Raw genomic sequence first — 19,554 nt, forward strand, 5'->3', positions numbered from 1 at the left:
TGGTCACCATCCTATAGATGACCATCCTGCTGCATTATACCATTCCATTTGTTTGATAAGTTCGTTATAGTTTTTCTGTGTGCTGTTGTAACGGTTCAATGGTACGAACATACTCATTCCGCCGAAGTTGTCATCTGTTACGGTGAAGTCATCGAAGTCAACCAATCCGTTGGTATCCCATTTGCTGCTTTTCTTTTTGTAAACAACGGCGGCATCGTAGGTTTGTCTCCATTTCAGGTAAGCTTCGTTGCCCGTGTTTTGGCGCAGGAAATCCATCATGTCGTACATGATGCGCTCTGCCCGGTAAACATAGTTGACGTTGTTGTAATAATACACCAGTCCATCCATATTGAAGGTCTTACCGTTGAGTTCGTTGCTGATGATATCGTGTGTGGCGCTGGCAAGATCTGATAATTTTGCGGTATTTACCGTTGATATGGGAACCCTGTTTCCTGTTCCTCCAGCTTCATTGTAGCGATCGCATATTTGTTGATACATAGTGGCGTCTGTCTTGTTGAACATCGCCGGTATTATGTTGGCATAGGGGGCTCCTGCTCCTGGTATTTCTGCTGGTGATGCGATGATGTAATCTGTAGTGTTACGGAGCTCGTAAGCCACTTCTACGTTCTGGAAAGTACAACAGTCTGCGAAGATGAATTTGAAGGTGTGTGGCAAGGCTGCAAGCGCGTCACGCATTTCTGTTATCTCCATCCATTTCGTTTCTTCTTTGTTGAGGTCTTTACCTGAATCTTGTCCGAAGGCTTTTTTGATACTTGGCGTTGAGGCTTTGGGTGTTGTTGTGTTGTGAAACAGCCATCCGTCTGCATGTCCCCATAGAACGAGGCCATACGAATCGTTGGGGTATTCTTTCATGCACCATCCCAATATTTGTTTCATTTCTTCTGAATCAGAACTGTAGAAATCGTTGTTGAATTGATAAACGGTATCAACAGGTTGTTTGGCGTTGCCGGTCAGTCTGATGATAAAAGGTTTCTCCTGTGGGTTCTGTCTGTCAACAAACACGAGAAGTCTGTCTTTGCTTCCCAGCTTTTTTGCCCCGATGATCATATCGTTGATATTGACTTGTGCGATGGATGAGAGATTATTCTCAGCAGCCATATAAACGATGACCGTTCGTCCCTGTCCATTTGATTCTGATGAGTTATCATGTGAGCATGCTGTGAACGCTAATACAGCAAGAATTGTCGTTAATAGATATTTCATAAGTTTAAATTTGTGCTATTTCGAATGCAAAGATAAGTATATTTGTGAATAAATTAGTAACTTTGCATCTAAAATTTGGAAAGATAATGGGAAAAACGTTTATATCTACACTTATATTCCTTGTTGTCACCACTTTAGACGTCATGGCACAAGACCCTTTTTTGCAATGTGAGGACACCTGTAGTCATATTCATGGAATAGATTTGAGTCATTATCAGGGTAATGTCTTTTGGGAGACTATTGGCGACAATACCAAGATGGCTTATGTCTATCTCAAGGCGACGGAAGGGGGAACCCGTATCGATGAGATGTTTGAGCGCAATATAGAAATGGCCCAGCGTTATGGATTGAAAGTGGGTAGCTATCATTTCTATCGCCCAAAGGTGGAGCAAAAGTTGCAGTTGCAGAATTTCCGTTCTCAATGTCTGCCTGACCAGCAGGATCTTATCCCTATGATTGATGTGGAGACCACAAGTGGGTTGCCGACCGATGAGTTTTGCGACTCTCTGTTCCGGTTTCTCGGCTTGGTGGAAGAAGAATATGGGCAGAAGCCTTTGGTTTATACTTACCGCAACTTCTACAATAAGCATCTTTTAGGAAAACTCGACGGGTATAAACTCATGATAGCCATGTACACCGATGAAGAACCTGTTTTAGCTGACGAGCGAGACATTCATTTATGGCAATATACCGGTAAGGGGCGTATCGTGGGTATTAGCGGTTATGTTGATAAAAGCAGATTTATGGGACATCATAAGTTGCGTGAGATACGCTTTCATCATCGGAAATAGTCTTTTTGTAGAAAAACCAAGTAATAAAGAAATAAGAATCAGATATGCCAATTATCAAATGTCCTGAGTGTGGCCGTCAGGTTAGCAGTTTGGCCGCCACTTGTCCCAGTTGTGGGGTAGCTATTGCTGGTAATATTGTAAAGTGTCCCCATTGTGGAGAAATAGTATTAGCGAATCAGAATGTATGTCCGAACTGTCATACGAATATTGCGCTCAAAAGTCAGCAAGTTCCTATTGCTGCAAAGAATCCTTCGGGCAGTCATCGGGTTGCGGTCGGGCAACCTTCCGTACAATCAACAGTAGGCAAGCAAGGAAATCAGACTGGAGCTCCTGCATCAGATAATGCCGCAGAAGAGCAGCCCAATCATTCTAAATCCTGGAAGTTGTTTTTGGCCTCTTTCCTTATTGCCCTTACAATAATCTTTGTTGGTTGGTATTTTTATAATAAGACGCAACAGGATAACGAGACAGCCGCTTATGAAAATGCCATGGAGAGTAATGAACTTGCTGTGCTTCAGAATTATCTTGATATGTATCCCGAAGCACCACAGGAACGTCGCGACTCCATCATGGCCCACATAGATATTCTGAAACAGATAGACAACGATTGGTATAATGCTCTTGCCAGTCAGTCTGCCTATGCCCTTGAACGATACATTCAAGAACATCCAGAGAGCGTTCATGCAACAGAGGCACGTATTAAGATCGATTCACTTGATTGGGTTTCTGCTGTTACTCAGAATACTTTGGAATCGTATAAGAAATATATTGAAAAGCATGCCGATGGCGAATATATTGATGATGCGAAGACGAATTTTGAAAAATGCTCCAGCATGCAAGTGTCTTCTGCCGACATCGAAATGGTTAGCGGGCTTGTACGAGCCTATTGTGCCAATAGCGCCAACCGCGAACTGCTTGCCTCTCGTGGTGTTGACCTGACGAATGCAGATATTACTTTTGCGGACGACTGGGAAGTGAAAAAGGTAGAAAATGAGACTACGGGCGAAATGGATTATCACGTAAGCGTAACCATGCAGGCTGTGCAACGTGATGCGTCCCATAGTCAGACTTTACGTTTTACAGCCACTATTGCTGCAGGTCGCCTTACAGATGTTCATGTTCAATAAAATTCGTTTAAAAATGGCATCAAAGCGTGCTTATATTCAGGCCAACAAGGATTGGTTGAACAATAAAGCGAAGGAGAAAGATGTTTTGCCTCTATCCAATGGCATATATTATAAAGTTTTGGAAACGGGGAGTTCATCTGGTCTTATGCCTACTGTGAGAAGTATTGTTACGGCCCATTATACAGGACGGACCATAGACAATCGGGTCTTTGACACTAGTCGTGGTGGTGTGCCGTTGGCTTGTCGGCTATGCGATCTTATCCAGGGATGGATTGTTGCTATGCAACAGATGCATGTTGGGGACAAATGGGAAGTGTATATCCCTGCAGAAATGGGATATGGGAAATTTTCCCAACCAGGGATTCCTGCCGGTTCTACTCTGATATTTGAGATAGAACTGTTGGCTTGTGATTGAAAGTTGCTGACGTTGATGGCAGAGAAGTGATTTCAAACTAACAAATGGGCTGATCATGGGCAAACAAGGGCTAAACATGATAAAAGTGAAGGTGAATCATGTCGCGAAAGGAGTGCAAACAGAAAAATAAGATGTACTTTTGTTGGTAATTTTAATAACATACTAATGAAAGAAACAACTCAAAATATTATAAATATACAACACGTCACCAAAAGGTTTGGCGAGAAGGTGGCACTTGCCGACATCAATCTCTACGTCCGTAAAGGTGAGTTTATGACCATTTTGGGACCATCAGGATGTGGTAAAACCACCTTGCTTCGCCTGTTGGCAGGATTCGAAACAGCTACAGAGGGAGTTATCTCTTTTGACGGTACTGACATTACCAACACACCACCTTATAAACGCAATGTCAATACGGTATTTCAGAAATATGCATTATTTCCACATCTTAACGTCTATGATAATATAGCTTTCGGATTGAAGTTGAAAAATACGCCTAAAGCCGAAATCATGCCGAAAATAAAAGCTGCGTTGAAGATGGTAAACATGAGCGATTATGAATATCGTGATGTCAACTCCTTGTCGGGAGGACAGCAACAACGTATTGCTATCGCCAGAGCTATTGTCAACGAACCAGAGGTGCTTCTGTTGGATGAACCGTTGGCGGCTCTTGATCTGAAAATGCGGAAGGATATGCAACTCGAACTGAAAGAGATGCATGAACGGTTAGGGATTACTTTCGTTTACGTTACCCACGACCAAGAAGAAGCCCTTACGCTGAGCGACCGTATCGTGGTGATGAGTGAAGGAGAGGTTCAGCAGATAGGAACTCCTACAGATATTTATAACGAACCGGCCAATGCCTTCGTGGCAGATTTTATAGGAGAGAGTAATATTCTTGACGGAACGATGCGCCATGATTGTCTTGTTACTGTGGCAGAAAAAGACATCGCTTGTGTGGATAAGGGATTCTTGATTGATGAACAAGTGGATGTGGTGATACGACCTGAAGATGTTGAGATGACAACCAATACGGCTGAAGCCCAGTTCGTTGGACAGGTTACCTCGTCCATATTCAAAGGCGTACATTATGAGATGTTGGTGGTAACCGACAACGGATACGAACTGCTGGTTCAGAATTACAAACACTTCGAAGTGGGGCAGACTGTGGGTATGAATATCACTCCAGACAATATTCATATTATGCGGAAGGATTGTACCGCCAATATTTATCGGGCGAAGGTGAATGCTCCGGACGTGGTGGAATTTCTCGGACAGGAATTCCGGTTGTCACTTCCAGAACGGCTGCAGAACGCATACGCAATTGATGTGAAAGTTGCGTTTGATGCCGTTGAATTGTTTGATAACGAGCAAGACGGCACATTTACGGGCGATATTTGTTTTATACTCTATAAAGGAAATCACTACCATCTTACCATAGATACCGATTGGGGCGAAAAACTCTATGTTGACACACAAGACGTGTGGGATTTGGGCGATCATGTTGGCATTACCATACAGAAAGTGGAATGTGGCGAGATGAAGTATGAAGCAGTTCCCTGACAACAATACCAGAAAGACAATGGAGAAAAGAAGGATAAAGCTAATGGTTTCCAGGCAGAGTTGGACGATGCCCTATGCTATTTTTGCAGCCATTTTTGTCGTACTGCCTTTGCTGCTTATTGTAGCCTTTGCTTTTACCGATGAAGAAGGGTGTTTCACACTTTATAATTTTCAGAAGTTCTTGGCCCATCCGGAAGCCATTAATACCTTTGTCTATTCTATCGGAATAGCCTTTGTCAATACGCTGATCTGTATAGCGCTTGGATATCCGGCAGCCTATATTTTGGCGCAGACCAAGATGAAATATTCTTCTACGATAGTGATGCTCTTTATTCTTCCCATGTGGGTGAATGTGCTGGTACGTACGTTGGCAACGGTTGCTTTATTCGACTTTGTTGATATTCCCCTGGGTGAAACAGCATTACTTTTTGGTATGGTATATAATTTCATACCGTTCATGATTTATCCCATTTATAATACGTTGCAAAAGATGGACCGTAGCTATCTTGAGGCTGCGGAAGATTTGGGCGCCTCGCCCTTCCAACGTTTCTACAAAGTGGTTTTGCCACTTTCCATGCCTGGTGTGGCAAGCGGAATACTGATGGTTTTCATGCCAACGATCTCCACCTTTGCCATCTCCGAACTGTTGACCATGAACAATATAAAATTGTTTGGAACAACAATTCAAGAGAATATCAACAACTCTATGTGGAATTATGGTGCCGCGCTTTCGCTTATCATGCTCTTCCTCATAGGAGCATCTACATTTATTGCTGGTGACGATGCCAGCCAGGAAGGAGGCATCAGATGATTAAACGCATACTTTGCCAGGGCTACCTGTGGCTGTTGCTCTTGCTCCTCTATGCCCCAATTATCATCATAGTAGTATTCTCGTTTACCGAGGCTAAGGTTATGGGAAACTGGACGGGATTTTCCACTCAGCTGTACCGGAATCTTTTTTCGGATAATGTACATCACTCCTTAACGGCTGCATTTATTAACACGGTAAGCATCGCACTCATCACCGCAACCGTATCAACAGTTTTCGGTACCATCACAGCCATAGGTATCCATAATCTGCGCAATAGGCGCATTCGGCGAGCTATTTCTTTTGTCAACACCATCCCCATCCTTAATGGTGATGTGATTATTGGTATTTCGCTCTTTTTACTCTTTATTACGTTGGGCATCCCGCAAGGCTATACTACTGTTGTTCTGTCGCATATCACCTTTTGTCTGCCTTATGTCATCCTGTGTGTCTTGCCACGTTTGAAGCAGATGAATCCGAATCTTTATGAGGCAGCACTCGATTTGGGAGCATCGCCCATGCAGGCACTCCGCAAAATCATTATCCCTGAAGTCTTACCAGGAATGGTGTCGGGCTTCATGCTTGCCGTTACGATGAGTATTGATGATTTTGCCGTTACTATCTTTACCATTGGTAATGAAGGTCTTGAAACTCTTTCCACCTATATTTATGCCGATGCAAGAAAAGGAGGCCTGACTCCAGAGTTGCGTCCGCTTAGTACTATTATCTTTGTTGTTGTGCTGCTCATGCTTGTAGCGCTTAATCGAAGAAAAGTGAAGAGTGAATCAAATACCTGAATATAAGAGACTGTACTGTTGACAATGAAGAAAATAAACTCGATAATATGTTCGTTGATGCTCTCGTTGCTGTTGCTGACATCTTGCTATAATAGCGAAAACAGAGAGGAAATACTCAAGGTCTATAATTGGGCAGATTATATCGATGAGAACGTTTTGACTGATTTCCCAAAATGGTATGAAGAGCAAACGGGAAGAAAGGTGCGAATCATCTTTCAGACATTTGATATCAACGAGGTCATGCTTACCAAAATCGAGCGGGGGCATGAAGACTATGATGTGGTGTGCCCGTCAGAATATATTATTGAACGTATGTTGCGCAAGAATCTGCTCTTGCCGATAGATACTTGTTTTGGAAAAACTCCCAATTATATACGGAATATTTCCCCCTATATCATTCGGCAGATTGATGCAACAAGTAATAACGGGCGTGTGGCTCACCATTATGCCGTGCCTTATATGTGGGGAACTTGTGGCATCTTGTATAATAAAGCGTATGTAGATAGAAAAGACGCCCAAACGTGGGGGACGTTGTGGAATAGCAATTATCGCAACCGTTTACTTATGAAAGACTCCTATCGTGATTCCTACGGAACAGCACTCATTTGGGCACATCACAAGGAAATTGCTTCAGGAAAATTGAGCGTAACCCAACTGATGAATGATTATTCTCCAGAAGCCATCAAAACTGTGGAACGGGAATTGAAGGCTATAAAACCTAATATTGAAGGATGGGAGTCTGATTTTGGCAAAGAAACGATGACCAAAGGAAAGTCATGGCTGAATATGACGTGGAGCGGAGATGCTGTCTGGGCTATTGAAGAGGCTGGTAAAATGGGAGTAGCTCTGGGGTACGAAGTTCCTCGCGAAGGAAGTAATGTTTGGTTTGACGGATGGGTAATTCCCAAATATGCACGTAATCCGAAAGCCGCAGCTTATTTTATCAACTACCTATGTCAACCCAAGGTGGCTCTTGCAAATATGGAGACAACGGGGTATGTCAGTAGTGTGGCAACTCCAGAAATTCTGGCGCAAATGAGTGATAGTGTGGAATATCCGGAAACAGTCAATTTAGGTTATTTCTTTGGAAAAGACGCACATAAGGCGCACCTCAATCCTATTATGTATCCAGACAGTCAGGTGGTATCCCGATGCGCTATGATTCATGATGCAGGCGAACATACGGCAGAGGTGCTCGACATGTGGTCAAAAGTAAAAGGAGATAATCTTGGAGGGGGACTTGCGGTATTCCTTCTGACTGCTGTTGCCATACTTACAGTTGTTGTGGTCATACGCAAATATGAACACAACAAGCACCGTAGACTTTCACGCAAACACCGTCGACGTCATGTAATCCGCTTGTAAATGGCATCGTGAACTGCGAATTAGCCAAAAAGAACAGTATTTTGTTCCCAATAATCATTAAAATATTTTGTGTTCTGCTCACTTTTTTATACCTTTGTACATTGAAATTGAAGTGGCGAAATGCGTCAGAGGCCACGAAAACGGCCTTAAACGCGATTTTGCACAAAAATGACGAAAACAAAAACAATTAAATAATGGATCAAACTATCGACAACGACAGAATCCTTAAAATTAACATCGAAGAAGAGATGAAGTCGTCATATATTGACTACTCCATGTCGGTTATTGTAGCACGAGCCCTTCCAGATGTTAGAGACGGATTCAAACCTGTTCATCGCCGTATCCTTTATGGTATGATGAATGTAAACAACGTATCAACTCAACCTTATAAGAAATGTGCACGTATCGTTGGTGAGGTGCTTGGTAAATACCACCCCCACGGAGACTCTTCTATCTATGGCGCACTTGTGCGCATGGCGCAAGATTGGAACCTTCGTTATACGTTGGTTGACGGTCAGGGTAACTTTGGTTCGGTGGATGGAGACTCACCTGCTGCCATGCGTTACACAGAGTGCCGACTTTCGAAAATGGGTGAGCACATCATGGATGACCTTGATAAGGACACCGTAGATATGACCAACAACTTCGACGACTCCCTCCAAGAGCCTACCGTAATGCCTACCAAGATTCCTAATCTGTTGGTTAATGGCGGTAACGGTATTGCCGTGGGTATGGCCACCAATATGCCTACCCATAACCTGAATGAGGTGATTGACGGATGCTGTGCATATATTGATAATCCAGACATTGATGTGGATGGACTTATGGAATACATCCCTGGACCCGATTTCCCAACAGGAGCATACATCTATGGTCTGCAGGGCGTGAAAGATGCATATGCAACTGGTCGCGGACGTATTGTAATGCGTGCAAAGGCTGAAATTGAGACCGGTGAAACCCATGATAAAATTGTGGTAACAGAAATTCCTTATGGTGTCAATAAGGCTGATCTTGTTAAATATATTGCCGACTTGGCCAATGAACACAAGATAGAAGGTGTTGCCAATGTTAACGACGAGTCTGGCCGACAGGGTATGCGTATCGTGGTAGATTGCAAGCGTGACGCTAATGCCAATGTACTGCTCAACAAACTGTTCAAGATGACTGCTCTGCAGAGCAGTTTCTCTGTCAATACCATCGCGCTTGTCAATGGTCGTCCTCGCCTGCTGACACTCAAGGATTGCGTGAAGTACTTCGTAGAACATCGTCACGATGTGACCATACGTCGCACCAAATACGATTTGAAGAAAGCACAGGAGCGCGCACATATTCTTGAAGGATTGATTATTGCTGTCAACAATATCGATGAGGTCATTCATCTGATTCGTCAGAGCAAAACGCCAAGCGATGCGCAACGCGCTTTGGAACAGCGTTTTGAACTTGATGAAATGCAGTCGAAAGCAATCGTTGACATGCGTTTGGCACAACTCACAGGATTGCGCGTGGATCAGCTCCATCAGGAGTATGATGATATTATGAAACTCATTGCCGACTTGGAGGAAATCCTGAACAATCCTGAGCGTTGTAAGGAAGTGATGAAAGAGGAACTCCAGGAAGTGAAGGAAAAATATGGAGACGAGCGTCGTACCGTAATCATTCCATTTGATCATGAGTTTAATGCAGAAGACTTCTATCCAGACGATCCTGTGGTGATTACCATTTCGCACATGGGGTACATCAAGCGCACGAAACTTGACGAATTCCACGAGCAAGGACGTGGTGGAGTGGGAGCCAAGGCTGCCCGACATCGTGACAACGATTTCACAGAGTATATTTATCCTGCCACTATGCACAACACGCTTCTCTTCTTTACTCGTAAGGGACGTTGCTATTGGCAGAAATGCTATGAAGTGCCCGAGGGCGACAAGAACTCGAAGGGACGTGCCATCCAGAACATGCTCAACATCGAGTCTGACGACGCTATTAATGCTGTACTCCGCGTGAAAAACTTCAACGATGAGGAATTCCTCAAAACACACTTTGTGGTGTTTGCTACCAAGAAGGGTATCATCAAGAAGACTTGTCTTGAAGCATATCGCCATCAGCGTGCTATCGGTGTGAAGGCTATCAATATCAACGATGATGATGAAGTGGTTGCAGTACGTCTGACCAATGGTCATAACGAGTTGCTGCTGGCTAACCGAAACGGACGTGCTGTACGTTTCAATGAAGATCAGGTACGCACAATGGGACGTGTCTCTACCGGTGTTATCGGTATGCGACTTGACGAAGGAGATGACGAACTCGTAGGAATGGTATGCGTCAACGATCCACAGACAGAGTCTATCATGGTTGTGTCAGAAAACGGTTATGGAAAACGTTCCGATGTAGAAGACTATAGAAAGACTTCACGTGGAGCTAAGGGTGTGAAGACTCTTGCCGTGACCGAAAAAACTGGTCGCCTTGTAGCCATCAAGGTGGTAACCGACGAGAATGATCTGATGATTATCAATAAAAGCGGTATTCTTATTCGTCTTAAAGTTGCCGATGTACGAATCATGGGACGTGCTACCCAAGGTGTACGTCTTATCAACCTTACCAAGAAAAACGATACAATCGCTTCCGTATGTAAGGTTGATAGCAATGCCGATGAAGATATCGAAACCGAAGAGGTGGATGTGAATGACGATGAGGCATAATAGCTTGAAAAAAGGAAAAAGTATAAAATAACAGTTTAATTAATAATTAAAGCTTATGAAAAAATTATTTGTAATGGCAATGATGTGCATCGCAAGCGGTGCTGCATTTGCTGGGGACAGCCCCGAATTGAAGGCTATCCTGAAGGCTAAGACTTACGATGAGGCTGCAAGTCTTGTCAAAGCTGCTAATCTGCCTAATGCAGAAGAGAAAGCTAAGGCTTACAACAAATTGGTAGATTTGGCCATGTCGAAGGTTACCAAGGAAACTGGTACTATTGCAGAGAACCAGTTGGCAGAGCAGATGAAGACCGGTAAAGTGGAGCAATACGATACACTCGGACTTGCTGATGCTATCTGCAATGCAATCAACGACGCTATCGAGTGTAACAAATACGATCAAGAGCCCAACGCCAAAGGCAAAGTAGCTCCTAAGTTTGCAGAGAAGAATGCTCAGCGTATATGGTCTGTACGTACTCATCTTGTAAATATCGGTCAGGATGTTTCACGTTCAGGAAACGATGCTGCTGTGCTGAAATATTGGGGCGCATTCCTCGATTCATCAGCTGATCCCCTTTTCGCTTCACAGGAACATGAGTCACAGAAGGCTTATTTCGGACAGGTTGCATTCTTCGCCGGTCGCTATGCTGCCCAGGCAAAGGATATGACTCGTGCAAATAAATACCTCGATATGGCTATGGAAGATCCCGAACAGAAGACTGAAGCTCTGAATCTGAAACTGTATCTTGGTCGTAGCGAACTGAAGACCAAGCAGGACTCTCTTCAGTATATTGAAACCTTGAAGGATCTTTATGTGAAGAACCCAGAAAATGCTGTCGTACTTGATGGTCTTTATATCATGTATGGTGAGATGAAAGACAGAAAAGCTCAGGATGCTTTGCTCGACAATCACTTGGCTAAATACCCTAACGATTTCACAGCTCTTGCAGACAAAGGTATGCTTCTCGCTATTGACGACAACGATCCTAAAGCTGGTGCAGAATGGCTGCGTAAGGCAATTGCTGTAAACGACAAAAATGCTGTGGTACAGTACTATCTTGGAACTTGTTTGATTGTTCAAGCTGGAAATACTGAAGATACGAATGCTCGCAAGGCACTCTTCCAGGAGGCTGTAAAGGCACTTGATGCTGCCAAGGAAATTGATCCAGACAAGGCGCAGGTACGTTGGGGCTACAACCGTTACCAGGCATATTACGGCCTTTATGGTGCAGACGATCCCAAAACAAAGGCTGCAGAAGCAGAAGCAAAATAATTAGACAATACTATAGCAGATGAAGAAGCAACGCTTGCTTGCCTTGTTTCTCTTGCTGCTCTCCTTTATACCGTGCCTGCAGGCTCAGAAGAAAGAGCTTGGTCAGGCACGGTCTTATATCAAGAGTGGCAAAGATTATGACAAGGCGGAAAAACTCATGACAGACCTGCTTCAGAAAGACTCTACGTGTCATACGAATGAAAAAGTCTATCTGATGTGGTTTACTTCTGTTTTGAAACAATACGAAGCGGCCAACGAAAAATTGTATCTTAAACAGAAATACGATACAGCGGCCTTCTTCGGATTGACTCACCGTCTATATGCCATTGCTGAGTCGCTCGATTCAATAGATGTGGCAGAACATGGTGGAAAGAAACCGCGATTGAAGTATCGGGAGGGTCATGCGCGTTTGCTCAACCAGCTTCGTCCCAACCTCTATTTCGGCGGAACCTATCATGTAGGTAAGGGTAATTATAAAGAGGCAATACGCTTCTTTGAAACCTATTTGGAAGCCGACAACCAACCACTTTTCCAAGGATATAATTATTCTTCAAAAGATTCCAGAATGCCACAGGCGGCCTATTGGGCTGTCTATTCGGCTTACAAATTGAATGATGCCGACAAGGTGTTGCGCTATGCTCCTATGGCGATGGCTGACACTGCAAAGACCGCCTATACGCTGTTGCATGTGGCTGAGGCTTACGAATGGCAACGGAATGATTCGGCTTATCTCGCAACTCTTGACGAGGGGTTCGTGCGTTTCCCAGAACATCCTTATTTTTTTCCACATTTGGAAGACTATTATACGGGGAATGGTAATTTTGAGATGGCGCTGAAATATGCAGAACGTGCTCTTGAGGTAAATCCACAGAACACTATCTTCCAATTGGCCAAAGCCACGTCTCTGCTTAATCTTGAACGTTATGATGAGAGTGTGCGGATCAGCGAGCGGCTTATTGCCGATTGTGATACGATGCCGGAACCATACTATACGATAGGGTCTGCTTATCTAAATCAGGCTTTGACAATGGAAACGGGAGTGAAGGCACGCGACAACAAAACGAAGATTCGTGAATTTTATATCAAAGCGCGGCCTTATATGGAGGCTTATCGCAAACTTGCACCTAATGAGAAAAAGAAATGGGCTCCTGCACTTTACCGTATTTATCTCAACCTCAATATGGGGAAGCAGTTTGAGGAAATTGACCATTTGATGCATGATTGATAACCAGATCAGATCTTTTAGGTATTAGTAGTTGATCAGAACTTCAAAGATTAATAGTAATCCTTATAGTTTGAAAACATTTATGGAAAGACGAGGCTTGCTAACCATAGCATGCCTCGTCTTTGGTAGGTATACGCGGCATGGGCATTGGCTAATGGGCGAAGTGTAGATTCATGATAATGTATTAGTAGAAACATATAATAGGGTGAAGGGGCTTCGTTGAGAAGTCAATTCTGAAACTGAAATAATAAAAGTGATTTGACGCCTTGTCGATATTTACCTTAGTAGTCTTTTACTTCTCCTATCAAGTTCCCTTTGTTTCTGTATGGTTATGGGACTTAATTGGGACTCACTTGGGATTTTGTTAGGAATTACTGTTTTTGTATGTGAAAGGAATATGTTGTGTGATGATGGACGATAAGGTAATTGTCAAAGAAATATTCGATTAAACTCGTAGCGTCGAGAATAAAAAATTCTCTTACGCATTACAGTATTACAGTATTACAGTTTTTGAAAACGGAATTTTTACCAGTATGAATGCGATTTTGATATCTTTAAGATGGCAAATTTACTATTAACTCATCGTATTTGCTCCTTGAAAACTGTAATACTGTAATAACTGTAAATTTTGAAAATGTAAATAAAATGACTTCTTTTGTGTATTGGAGTAATCCTTTGATGATATAATACGGACTGTAATAGGATAGAAAAACGAGGCATACTTGATTACAGTATGCCTCGTTTTTGAAAGTTATTATTTATTGTTATTTAGTGTGTCGATCCATGAAGATTTGTACGGCAGTATTGCCCATTTGTTTGGCCTTCTGTAGATTGGCCATTCCATCTTTTTTATTATCTGACAGCCATTGTGCTGCGCCAAGGAAATAATAGCCGTCGCTTTCGTCTGGTGCCAATGTGATGAGTTGTTGTGAGGCTTCAATAGCTTCTTTGTACATGGCAACTCTTACCAGAAGTGCTGCTTTTTCTGCTAGGTATAGTGTGGCTTGAGGAGCTAGTTCTACTGCCTTGTCTATGTCGCTGAGAGCTTGTTGGTAAAGGCGTCCTGCCACTTCCGACTGTTCTCTCATATAATAGAATGGTGCGTCGAGTTGGGCAACCATTAGAGTGCCATATTCGTTATAGTCGGCAACAGCCAAACGGTATTTTCCTGCGTCATGTCTGGCTTGTGCGCGTGCTAGAAGAAATGGTGCAGCTTCTTTCAAATACGGTTTGTTGTATAGAGCTACTGCACTATCGAGGAGTGCAAGTTGCTGTACGGTATCTTTCTTCTGAGCTTTGCATAGTGAGGCGGCATAGAAGATGTCTGCACTTCTGAGGTCGCTGTTTGTCAACTTCATATAGAGGTCACCGGCTTCGTCGTATTTCCCTTGTGTATATAGAATTTGAGCTTCCTGTTGCATATAAACGCTTTGTGGTTCTGTCTTGTAGGCTTCGCGTGCTTCTGCAAGTGCCTTGTCGAGAGTCCATGGGGCAAAAGTTTTTTTATCGTTGCTCTGGAGGCAGTATTGTAATACCGTTTGTGCATACTGATAGTGTGCATCAGCTTTGTTGCTTCCCATCTTCACAGCTTGTTGAAGGTATTTGTCGGCCTCTTCATAGCTTTCGTTGCTGATGGCAATTCTTGCTAGATTGACGTAGCCGTCGGCTGATTCAGGAAACTGTTTCACGAAACGTCTGACGTAATCTGTGTATTTTTGCGTCTTGAAAGCGTTGCGTGCAACGAATAGTGTCAGTAGTGCATCGTTGATGTCTGAGGGAATGGCAATATCGATGTTTGTAGCTTGTATTGCAGGATCATTGAAACTTAATCCGTTAAGTTTCAGGTTTGCCGCAAATGGTGCAGAAACAGCATAGGCATCGGCCTGTTTGGTATTTGAAGATGGTTGGATGAGTCCTATGAGTTCTCCTTTATCGTTCATTACTGGTGAACCGTTTTCAATATTAGATGCTGTTGTCTGGATATTGTAGTAACGGTACGAATCCATGAATGTTTCCCCACTTTTAACAGAGGCTTTGATTGTTCCTGGTTTTTTGTTGGCAGAGTAGGGTAGAATCCATACTTCTGATCCGTCTGTGGCTTGAGATTCTGCAATGTTTATGGCGTTGGCTTTTTTGGTCTGTACTCTGAATTTTGCCACATCGTACATTTCGTTTGCACCCATGAGATTCTCAACGGTCCATTCCTTTCCTGTGGCGTCGATAACCACAGCTTTTTGTGCACCTCTGAATGGTGTGTAACTGCTGATTGCCTCTCCATCTTCTGTAATAAACACACCTGTAGTGCTTGCAAGAAGACTACCGTCTGTTGCGAAGGTTTTGAGCGTGAATACACTTTTTGCTGCTTTTGCCGCCCATGATGGCGTTTGTGCATTTGTTGTGGTCAATGCCATGAAGGCAAGGATGAAAGCTATAGTTTTCCTTTTGTATGATATCAGTATTTTCTTCATATTCTTGTTTTTTTATGCTTTGGTTATGAGTGTTTCAACAGTTGTCTTGCATTAGCGATGGCGGCTTCAGAAACGTCGCTACCGCTTAGCATCTGTGCAATTTCATTAACTCTTTCTTCTTCGTTGAGTCGTTGCATTTTGCTGATGGTTCCTTGGGTACTTTCCTGTTTCGATACTTTATAGTGTACAGTTCCGAGTGCTGCAATCTGCGGTAGGTGTGTGATGGATATGACTTGTCGGTCCTTGTCTCCCATTTCCTGCATGATTTCAGCCATGCGTTCTGCAATTTTTCCACTTACTCCAGTATCTATTTCATCGAAGATGATGGTTGGTAGTTTGACAGCTCCGCTAATCATGGCTTTCAGCGAGAGCATGATGCGTGCTATTTCTCCTCCCGATGCTACGTGAGCAATGGGTTGGAGCGGACTTGATGTGTTGGCGCTGAATAGAAAAGCTACTTCATCGTGTCCGTCACGTCTGAGTGTAGTGGTATTGATGCTGATTTTGAATTGGAGTTTTGGCATTCCAAGTGCTGTGAGTCGTTCGTGCATTTGCTTCTCTATAATTGTTGAAGCCTTTTGTCGTTTCTGTGAGAGCTTTGATGCTAGTTTCTCGCAGTTGTCATGAAGTTGCTTGATTTCATTTCTCAACGTGTCGAGTGCTTCGTCTCCGTTCTCCATATCTTGCAGTTGTGCGGCATATTTGTTTCGCAACTCTATGAGTTCTGCTACAGTATCTACATGATGTTTGTTTTGCAACGAGTAGAGTGTATCGAGTCTTTTTTCTATCTGTTCTTGTTCTGCAGGGTCGAATTCCACATTTGACAATTGGTATTCCATGTCCTGTGCCAAGTCTTTGACTTCAATATAACATGCTTGTATGCGTTCTGTCCATGCTGTGGCTTCGGGCAGGATGTTGCAGATGGAGTTGAGTGCGCTTAGAGCTTTTCTCAACTGTGGCTCTGTTCCATATTCTTCTGCGGTTAGACAATTGTTGGCGGTGAAGAGTGATGTCTTGATGTCTTCGCTGTGTGCCATCATATCGCGTTGCTGCTCAAGTTCTTCAAGTTCACCTTCCTGTAGTTGAGCATCTTGCAGTTCGTTATATTGGAATTGTATGAAGTCTTGATTTTGTCTGTTCTGTCTGATTTGTTCTTCCAATTCGTGGAGTTCGTGCTGTTTTTTCTGCAAGCGTTCATATTGGGCAGCATAGTCTCCGAGCAGAGTTTGGTTTTCTGCAAGAATATCTACCACCTCCATTTGGAAGTCCTGTTTTCCGAGCAGCAGATTCTGATGTTGTGAGTGCACATCTACTAATTGTTCTCCGAGTTCTTTGAGTAGCGAGAGTGAAACAGGTGTGTCGTTGATGAATGCTCTGCTTTTTCCGGCAGCAGTCAGTTCCCTTCTGACGATGCAATCTTGAGCATCGTAGTCAATATCATTTCGTTCGAAAAACTCTTTCATCTTGTATTTTTCCAAGTTGAAATGAGCCTCTATGACGCATCTGTCTGTACCTTGCTTGATGGATTTTGTGTCCGCCCTTTGTCCCAAGAGTAATCCTATGGCTCCGAGTATAATGCTTTTTCCCGCGCCAGTTTCTCCTGTGATGACAGAAAAACCTGTTTCGAACTCCATGTCAAGCAGGTCAATGAGTGTAAAGTTTTTGATGTATAATCGTTTAAGCATGATGCATTACATTTTCATTTTTACTCTTTTATTTTCTCCCATGCATTGTTTTGCGAAGCATTGATATCTGTGAGCAGATTGTATATCTCTTCGCGCTCTTTTGCCGTACCTTTTCCTTGGAAGATGTTGGTCAGTTCGTCGCGCTTGTAGTCGGTCCATATTTGTGGCATTCTGCTCATCATTTTGTTTTGGTGTGCTTGTTTGAGGAGTTGTAGTGCGCTGCTGATGGTTTTTCTTGCCCTTTCAGTATTGGTAACCATCTGATCGAGTCCTTTTCGATAGTATTCGTATTGCAGTTGGCGAATGGGGCGCATAGGTTCATCGAGATAGTCGCTAATGATGCTGTATCTGTTTCTGTCGTTGTCGAATGCTTTCCATCCTGCAAATCCCAATGACTGAGCGTTGTTGACCAACAGGTAACATTGTTGCAACACATCTGTTCCCCCCATTGGTGAGAAGGTGTCGAGATCTATTCCTATGATGAGGTAGGCGTAATAGGCCATGAGCGCTGTGAGTTGATGGTCTATTGTTTCGGGGTGAAAATTGAGTTGGTCGTATTCTGCATAATCAAAGTTGAAGTCAGTATCTTGATTGCTGTAGATGGTTGTGGTGTATGTTGATCCATAAACCGGTCTTATTGCCTGTATATTGGCTGTTGCTTCCATCCTTCCTGTGCTTTTGTCGTATTTGCCGACGGTGATGTTAAATACACAGTTGATGCGCTCTTTCTTATCAAACTGGAGGTCAGTCCATTGCCTGTCGTTGACAAATTGCTGGAGTGATTGTTCCAGTTGTTTGAATACACGTTCATCAGTTCCTTGCACCTGCGCATGGTTTATACTGACGCGTGCTTGTAGTTCTTGGGCTTTGATTTCTCCCCAGCAAGCAGCGACAATCAGTATGACCATTATGCGCCAGTGTTTCATATAATCTCCTCCAGTTCGTTGACGATATCGATGGCAACTTCTTGTTTGTTTTTCTTCCCGAACTCCTTTTGTTCCTCTCTTGTGACGATGCAGATTTTGTTCTGGTCAGATTTGAAACAAGTACCTTCATTTCTCAATGAGTTGAGCACGATGAAATCGAGGTTCTTGCGCACGAGCTTATCTTGTGCATGAGCCATTTCGTTGTTTGTCTCAAGTGCAAAGCCCACAAGTCTTTGCCCTTCTTTTTTCATTTTTCCGAGTTGGGCAGCGATATCATGGGTAGGCTTGAGCCTAATGACGAGGTCATCTTTTTCTCGCTTTATTTTCTCTTGGGCCATGTTTTCTGGCTTGAAGTCTGCCACTGCTGCACATAGAATTGCAGCATTTGCCTGTTTAAAATGTTCGACAGTAGCTTCATACATTTCTTCGCAGCTTTCCACGTCAATACGATTGATAGCGGAATGTGGTGTTTCCAGTGAAACTGGGCCGGCAACGAGTGTGACATTCGCTCCTCTTAATGCACATTCTCTAGCGAGTGCAAATCCCATTTTTCCGCTTGAATAGTTGCCGATAAACCTCACGGGGTCTATCTTTTCGAATGTGGGACCTGCGGTGATGAGAATGTTTTTGTTTTGCATGGAGCTCTGTGTGTTAAGTGCGCTGTCGAGGAAATCCACGATGCGTTCAGGCTCTTCCATGCGTCCTTTTCCTTCCAAGCCTGATGCCAAAAATCCGCTTTTGGGTTCGATAATGGTATTGCCGAAGGATTGTAGGCGTTTCATATTGTCCTGTGTGGTAGGATGTTTGTACATGTCGAGATCCATGGCAGGAGCAATAAACACAGGGGCTTTCATTGACAGATAGGTGGTAATGAGCATATTGTCTGCCACTCCATTTGCCATTTTTCCCAGGGTTGAAGCGGTACAGGGAGCTATGAGCATAGCATCAGCCCAGAGTCCGAGTGTAACGTGCGAGTTCCATGTTCCGTCACGTTGCGAGAAGAATTCGCTGATGACTGGTTTTTGAGTGAGTGCCGATAGTGTGATGGGAGTGATAAATTCTTTTCCAGCAGGAGTAATGACCACTTGTACTTCAGCGCCTCTTTTAATCAGTCCTCTTATGATGAGACATGCTTTGTAGGCTGCGATAGATCCTGTGATGCCTAATACTATTTTTTTCCCTTTAAGCATT

At 43.4% G+C, this 19,554-nt stretch carries 15 protein-coding genes; 10 read left to right on the plus strand and 5 right to left on the minus strand.

All coding sequences use genetic code 11. The annotated features are described in order from the left end of the window. Positions 1 to 3: 3 nt before the first annotated feature. On the minus strand, positions 4 to 1,224 hold the full coding sequence (locus tag CIK89_RS03360) for a clostripain-related cysteine peptidase (RefSeq protein WP_094390028.1): 1,221 nt from the start codon (positions 1,222 to 1,224) through the stop codon (positions 4 to 6). An 86-nt stretch (positions 1,225 to 1,310) separates the two neighbouring features. On the opposite strand from CIK89_RS03360, the gene CIK89_RS03365 reads away from it, so the two are divergent. The 10 genes from CIK89_RS03365 (at position 1,311) to CIK89_RS03410 (ending at position 13,284) form a co-directional block, all read left to right on the plus strand. After that, positions 1,311 to 2,015: a glycoside hydrolase family 25 protein gene (locus CIK89_RS03365; RefSeq protein ID WP_094390029.1), complete on the plus strand. Its 705-nt coding sequence runs from the start codon at positions 1,311 to 1,313 to the stop codon at positions 2,013 to 2,015. A gap of 44 nt (positions 2,016 to 2,059) precedes the next feature. Further along, positions 2,060 to 3,142 carry a zinc ribbon domain-containing protein gene (locus CIK89_RS03370; protein ID WP_094390030.1) on the plus strand — a complete coding sequence of 361 codons (1,083 nt, stop codon included), beginning with the start codon at positions 2,060 to 2,062 and terminating at the stop codon, positions 3,140 to 3,142. 13 nt (positions 3,143 to 3,155) lie between these two features. Next, positions 3,156 to 3,557 carry an FKBP-type peptidyl-prolyl cis-trans isomerase gene (locus tag CIK89_RS03375; RefSeq protein ID WP_094390068.1) on the plus strand — a complete coding sequence of 134 codons (402 nt, stop codon included), beginning with the start codon at positions 3,156 to 3,158 and terminating at the stop codon, positions 3,555 to 3,557. A 165-nt stretch (positions 3,558 to 3,722) separates the two neighbouring features. After that, on the plus strand, positions 3,723 to 5,120 hold the full coding sequence (locus CIK89_RS03380) for an ABC transporter ATP-binding protein (protein WP_094390031.1): 1,398 nt from the start codon (positions 3,723 to 3,725) through the stop codon (positions 5,118 to 5,120). Positions 5,121 to 5,139: 19 nt separating this feature from the next. Beyond that, on the plus strand, positions 5,140 to 5,931 hold the full coding sequence (locus CIK89_RS03385) for an ABC transporter permease (protein ID WP_173815110.1): 792 nt from the start codon (positions 5,140 to 5,142) through the stop codon (positions 5,929 to 5,931). Beyond that, positions 5,928 to 6,725 (plus strand): ABC transporter permease, encoded by a 798-nt coding sequence (locus CIK89_RS03390; RefSeq protein WP_094390032.1) that lies wholly within the window; start codon positions 5,928 to 5,930, stop codon positions 6,723 to 6,725. The genes CIK89_RS03385 and CIK89_RS03390 overlap by 4 nt, the downstream gene beginning before the upstream one ends. Positions 6,726 to 6,749: 24 nt before the next feature. Beyond that, positions 6,750 to 8,090, plus strand: coding sequence for an ABC transporter substrate-binding protein (locus tag CIK89_RS03395; RefSeq protein ID WP_094390033.1), 1,341 nt, complete (start codon positions 6,750 to 6,752; stop codon positions 8,088 to 8,090). 194 nt (positions 8,091 to 8,284) lie between these two features. Continuing rightward, positions 8,285 to 10,789, plus strand: coding sequence for a DNA gyrase subunit A (gyrA, locus tag CIK89_RS03400; protein ID WP_094390034.1), 2,505 nt, complete (start codon positions 8,285 to 8,287; stop codon positions 10,787 to 10,789). 55 nt (positions 10,790 to 10,844) lie between these two features. Beyond that, complete coding sequence (locus tag CIK89_RS03405) at positions 10,845 to 12,059, plus strand: hypothetical protein (protein WP_094390035.1); 1,215 nt, start codon at positions 10,845 to 10,847, stop codon at positions 12,057 to 12,059. A gap of 19 nt (positions 12,060 to 12,078) precedes the next feature. Continuing rightward, positions 12,079 to 13,284, plus strand: a complete 1,206-nt coding sequence (locus tag CIK89_RS03410; protein ID WP_094390036.1) for a tetratricopeptide repeat protein — start codon at positions 12,079 to 12,081, stop codon at positions 13,282 to 13,284. A gap of 764 nt (positions 13,285 to 14,048) precedes the next feature. Here CIK89_RS03410 and CIK89_RS03415 read toward each other — a convergent pair. The 4 genes from CIK89_RS03415 to coaBC are packed head-to-tail and all read right to left on the minus strand — an operon-like array spanning position 14,049 to position 19,553. Next, positions 14,049 to 15,752, minus strand: a complete 1,704-nt coding sequence (locus CIK89_RS03415; protein WP_094390037.1) for a serine protease — start codon at positions 15,750 to 15,752, stop codon at positions 14,049 to 14,051. A gap of 23 nt (positions 15,753 to 15,775) precedes the next feature. Beyond that, positions 15,776 to 17,437 (minus strand): DNA repair protein RecN, encoded by a 1,662-nt coding sequence (recN, locus tag CIK89_RS03420; RefSeq protein ID WP_094390038.1) that lies wholly within the window; start codon positions 17,435 to 17,437, stop codon positions 15,776 to 15,778. 20 nt (positions 17,438 to 17,457) lie between these two features. Then, positions 17,458 to 18,363 (minus strand): DUF4835 family protein, encoded by a 906-nt coding sequence (locus CIK89_RS03425; protein WP_094390039.1) that lies wholly within the window; start codon positions 18,361 to 18,363, stop codon positions 17,458 to 17,460. After that, on the minus strand, positions 18,360 to 19,553 hold the full coding sequence (gene coaBC, locus CIK89_RS03430; RefSeq protein WP_094390040.1) for a bifunctional phosphopantothenoylcysteine decarboxylase/phosphopantothenate--cysteine ligase CoaBC: 1,194 nt from the start codon (positions 19,551 to 19,553) through the stop codon (positions 18,360 to 18,362). The genes CIK89_RS03425 and coaBC overlap by 4 nt, the downstream gene beginning before the upstream one ends. Position 19,554 lies beyond the last annotated feature (1 nt).

It is taken from the genome of Prevotella sp. P4-119 (assembly GCF_002251345.1).
GTDB lineage: Bacteria > Bacteroidota > Bacteroidia > Bacteroidales > Bacteroidaceae > Prevotella.

Bases quoted from the DNA above. Each gene is read 5' to 3' on its own strand.
- CIK89_RS03370 (WP_094390030.1), top strand. From the start codon at position 2,060: ATGCCAATTATCAAATGTCCTGAGTGTGGCCGTCAGGTTAGCAGTTTG.
- CIK89_RS03375 (WP_094390068.1), top strand. From the start codon at position 3,156: ATGGCATCAAAGCGTGCTTATATTCAGGCCAACAAGGATTGGTTGAAC.
- CIK89_RS03385 (WP_173815110.1), top strand. From the start codon at position 5,140: ATGGAGAAAAGAAGGATAAAGCTAATGGTTTCCAGGCAGAGTTGGACG.
- CIK89_RS03425 (WP_094390039.1), bottom strand. From the start codon at position 18,363: ATGAAACACTGGCGCATAATGGTCATACTGATTGTCGCTGCTTGCTGG.
- gyrA (WP_094390034.1), top strand. From the start codon at position 8,285: ATGGATCAAACTATCGACAACGACAGAATCCTTAAAATTAACATCGAA.
- CIK89_RS03365 (WP_094390029.1), top strand. From the start codon at position 1,311: ATGGGAAAAACGTTTATATCTACACTTATATTCCTTGTTGTCACCACT.
- CIK89_RS03390 (WP_094390032.1), top strand. From the start codon at position 5,928: ATGATTAAACGCATACTTTGCCAGGGCTACCTGTGGCTGTTGCTCTTG.
- CIK89_RS03380 (WP_094390031.1), top strand. From the start codon at position 3,723: ATGAAAGAAACAACTCAAAATATTATAAATATACAACACGTCACCAAA.
- recN (WP_094390038.1), bottom strand. From the start codon at position 17,437: ATGCTTAAACGATTATACATCAAAAACTTTACACTCATTGACCTGCTT.
- CIK89_RS03360 (WP_094390028.1), bottom strand. From the start codon at position 1,224: ATGAAATATCTATTAACGACAATTCTTGCTGTATTAGCGTTCACAGCA.
- coaBC (WP_094390040.1), bottom strand. From the start codon at position 19,553: ATGCTTAAAGGGAAAAAAATAGTATTAGGCATCACAGGATCTATCGCA.
- CIK89_RS03410 (WP_094390036.1), top strand. From the start codon at position 12,079: ATGAAGAAGCAACGCTTGCTTGCCTTGTTTCTCTTGCTGCTCTCCTTT.
- CIK89_RS03405 (WP_094390035.1), top strand. From the start codon at position 10,845: ATGAAAAAATTATTTGTAATGGCAATGATGTGCATCGCAAGCGGTGCT.
- CIK89_RS03415 (WP_094390037.1), bottom strand. From the start codon at position 15,752: ATGAAGAAAATACTGATATCATACAAAAGGAAAACTATAGCTTTCATC.
- CIK89_RS03395 (WP_094390033.1), top strand. From the start codon at position 6,750: ATGAAGAAAATAAACTCGATAATATGTTCGTTGATGCTCTCGTTGCTG.